At 35.6% G+C, this 3,595-nt stretch carries 5 protein-coding genes and 1 pseudogene; 1 reads left to right on the top strand and 5 read right to left on the bottom strand.

Going from position 1 to position 3,595, the window contains the following annotated elements:
• Nucleotides 1–276: pseudogene (locus tag ACOX6R_RS07610) on the top strand (ABC transporter permease); the annotation flags it as partial.
• A 114-nt stretch (nucleotides 277–390) separates the two neighbouring features.
• Here ACOX6R_RS07610 and ACOX6R_RS07615 read toward each other — a convergent pair.
• The 5 genes from ACOX6R_RS07615 to ACOX6R_RS07635 all read right to left on the bottom strand — a co-directional run.
• A complete protein-coding gene (locus ACOX6R_RS07615) occupies nucleotides 391–1,182 on the bottom strand; it encodes a type III pantothenate kinase (RefSeq protein ID WP_433448883.1) in 792 nt (263 codons plus the stop codon).
• A gap of 1 nt (nucleotide 1,183) precedes the next feature.
• Nucleotides 1,184–1,888: an ECF transporter S component gene (locus tag ACOX6R_RS07620; protein ID WP_433448891.1), complete on the bottom strand. Its 705-nt coding sequence runs from the start codon at nucleotides 1,886–1,888 to the stop codon at nucleotides 1,184–1,186.
• 92 nt (nucleotides 1,889–1,980) lie between these two features.
• On the bottom strand, nucleotides 1,981–2,946 hold the full coding sequence (locus ACOX6R_RS07625; RefSeq protein ID WP_433448885.1) for a P1 family peptidase: 966 nt from the start codon (nucleotides 2,944–2,946) through the stop codon (nucleotides 1,981–1,983).
• Between the two features lie 41 nt (nucleotides 2,947–2,987).
• A complete protein-coding gene (locus tag ACOX6R_RS07630) occupies nucleotides 2,988–3,296 on the bottom strand; it encodes an MTH1187 family thiamine-binding protein (RefSeq protein WP_433448887.1) in 309 nt (102 codons plus the stop codon).
• Nucleotides 3,297–3,305: 9 nt separating this feature from the next.
• On the bottom strand, nucleotides 3,306–3,595 hold a 290-nt coding region (locus tag ACOX6R_RS07635; protein WP_433448889.1), incomplete at its 5' end, for a trimeric intracellular cation channel family protein.

The raw sequence follows: 3,595 nt of genomic DNA on the forward strand, positions 1-3,595 counted from the left end.
ATGGATTTAAAAGAATTAAAGAATATGTTTAAAAAAGAATTCTTACATGAACAAATTAAATCCTTTGTTATTGCCATCTTGGTGAACATAGGAATAATGTTTGTTATATCAATATTATCTGATTCTCTTACGATGAAAACTCTTTTGACTTACTACGATTATAAAATGTTTTTGATATTTTCATTAATAGTCTATGGAATAAATATGTTGATTTATGATTTCTCATTAAAGAGGATATTGGAAACACCAACCATAGAATTAATTAGAACGGAATAGAAATTTTGATAAATCGAAATATGAAAAACACTAGAATTCCATAGAACATTTTTAAAAACTAAATAAATATAAAAATCCTGATGAAGTAAATTCTTTCATCAGGATTTTTTAAAATTATTTTAAATTTTTCTCATATATTATTTTAAGACCGTCGAGGGCCAAGTTTTCTTCGTAAATAAATTTTGATGCATTATCTTCTAGCAAGAAGTCTGCATACATTCCGGTCAAAATTATTTTTATCTCGGACTTATCTAGTTTATATTCTTTAAATATGTCTTCTAAAATTCCCATGATGCTATTCTTGTATCCGTAGTAAAGTCCAGACTGCATCGCTCTTATTGTGCTGTTGCCAAGGACTTTATCAGTGTTAATTATTTCGACCTTAGGAAGTTTTGATGTCTCTTTAAAAAGTGATTTCTGCCACAAATCTATTCCTGGAATTATAAGTCCTCCAATAAATTCGCGCCTTTCATTTACAAAGTCAATTGTAGTTATTGACGATGCAGAAATTATGAGTAAATTTTTCTCGTACTTATGAGTCGCAGATACAGCTCTTGCAACTCTATCTGATCCAACTTCCTTTGGATTTTCACACTTCACATTAAGACCTGTCTTTACACCTGCTGATACAAATATTGGCGCCTTTCCAATTAATTTTTTGGATATTTCTGTGTATACAGGAACCATGTCTGGAACGACACAGGAAATAATAATGCTCTTTATATTTTTTAAAGAAATTTCTCTATCGACTAACATGAGCTTTAATAGAAGTGCAAGCTCATCTGTTGACTTTGAAGTGTCTGTCTTTAAAGAGAAGCGAGATATAAGTTTTAAATTTTTGCTTTTTTCAGAAGAATAAACTCCAAATGTTGTAAATTTATTCTCAAGATCAACGGCAATTATCATCTCAACCTCTTCCTGATTTAAGTGCCTTTACTACAGCTGTAGTTATTATTATAGAAAGTATTGCCTCTGGAATACCTGATGTTATTGACACGCCAAGGATTGCAGATTTTGCTTGGTCTAGTGGAATGTTTAGAGCTTCCACATATTTTTGAGCATAGATTAAATAAATTCCTCCAAGTACAAGGACAGTGTTTGTCATTGATCCGACAAAAGCTCCAAGTGCAATTGGAAAGTCTTCCTTTGTTGTCTTTAGGGAGTAGATAAATAATCCAACAGATAGGACAATTAATACTCCGACGAAAGTGATATTTAATGTGCTCGCACCAGTAGTGATGTTTTTATACATAAGGTAGGACAAAAATCCTATTATTGCAATCCACAAAATTTGTGTAAGTCCTCTAAGCTTTGAGCTTGAAACTTTTTTAAGTGCAGTGTATGCATAATATGATGTTACTCCAATTAAAATTCTTGGCAATACTGATATAAGCGGATTATAAAATACAAATGCCACAGGACTTGCGTTTCTTAAAATGGCATTTAATAGCGAATAAATACCAAAAATAAGTCCAACGAGTGCACCGACAACTGGTCCCTCAGCAATTCCTGCCACGATTACTGGAATGTGCATTGTAGTTGGGTTTATTAGTCCAAGTGGAATGATTCCAAGTGGAGTGAGTCCAAGCACAATGGTAATTGCACCCAGCATTGCTGCAATTACTAGCTTTCTGTTCTTGCTACTACTTCTTGTTCTGTTCAATTTTTACCTCCTGATACAGTTCCTTTGGGATACTGTTCATATTATTTGATACTGTTATAACTTACGAGGCCGCCTGCATCTTCTGCTGCATAAATTGCATTTGCTATTGAACGCGAAATGCTCTTTGCAGCCATCATGCCAATTAAATTGATATCACTTTCAATATCTCCCTTTGCAATTGTAAAGATAGTGTCTCCGTCTTGCATTGTGTGAACGGGGTTTATGCTTCTTGCATATCCGTCATGTGCCATCTGTGAGACCTTGTTACAATTTGCCTTGGTTAATTTGGCATTTGTACAAACGACTGCAATAGTTGTGTTGCAACTATTCACCTTGTTATTATAGCCACTAAAGTTCTTTTCGTAAAGGTCAATTGTAGATAAATGTTTAGAATTTTCTCTGTCATAGACTCCGGCGATTCTTTTAGATTTTTCGTAGTCGTAAATATCACCAAGTGCATTAACTGCGACAATTGAAGATACAACTACATCGCCGACCTTTACAGACGACTGACCGATTCCACTTTTCATGGCGAAGTCATTTCCTTTAATTTTTCCAACGCTTGCTCCACATCCTGCTCCAAAGTTTCCCATTGTCTTGTCGCAATCTGTTGCATTTTTAGAAGCGAGGTATCCCATCTCTTTATCTGGACGCACTTTAGCATCACCTATTGCAAGGTCAAATAAAACTGCGCCCGGCACAATTGGAACGACACCAACGCCAACATCAAAGCCTTTGTCTTTCTCTTCCAAAAATTTCATAACTCCGCCGCCAGCATCAAGTCCGTAGGCAGATCCACCAGTTAAAAACACTGCGTGGACTTTTTCTACTAAGTTCTCAGCCCTAAGTAAATCAGTTTCGCGTGTGCCAGGACCTGCACCTCTTACATCGACTCCTGCGCTAAATCCTTCTTCACATAAAATAACACTCACGCCAGTCAAGGCATTTTTATCTTCTGCATGTCCAAGTTTTACTCCATCAACATCTGTCAAAAATCCGCTATACATATTTCCTCCTTAATGCAAAAAAGTTGCGTCAAAAACGCAACTTAATTTTTTCTCTTTTCATTTACAGAAATCACCTTGTCTTTAAAAGTATAATCTTTGTCGCGCCTGTCGTCTATTTTTATAACTGAATAGACTCTGTTAGCTCCGTGTTCAAAAACTGATTCCTGCATTTTTCTAATCACATCATAAAGAACATTTAAGTCCTTGTGAGAGATTACAGTTCCCATTGGGTTTAGTTCGTAAGTGAGTCCTTCTACTTCTCCAATTGAGTCGAGAGCTCCTGCAATGTACTTGCTCACAGAAGTTGTATTAGTTCCTATAGGTACAAGTGTTAGTTCTGCTACTGCCATAATATCCTCCTAATTTGAAATTCTAGGTAAATTCAAATTCTTTTTAACTGCAATGAGTCTTACAATTAGCACCGTAAAAAAACAAATGATGAGGGCGATATCCACCGCCACTATATTTCTTAAAATTAAAAACACCGTGGCACCAAGAATGCAAGCGCCTGCATAAATTTGCTCCCTAAATATAAATGGAACAGATCCAGAGAGCACATCTCTTATGACGCCTCCTCCAACGCCTGTGATTGTACCAACAAAGATAAGTAAAAATTTTTCTCGATGTCCTAGGCTTAGAGCTGTTGCAA

The organism is Peptoniphilus sp. (assembly GCF_050943655.1).
Taxonomy (GTDB): domain Bacteria; phylum Bacillota; class Clostridia; order Tissierellales; family Peptoniphilaceae; genus Peptoniphilus_A.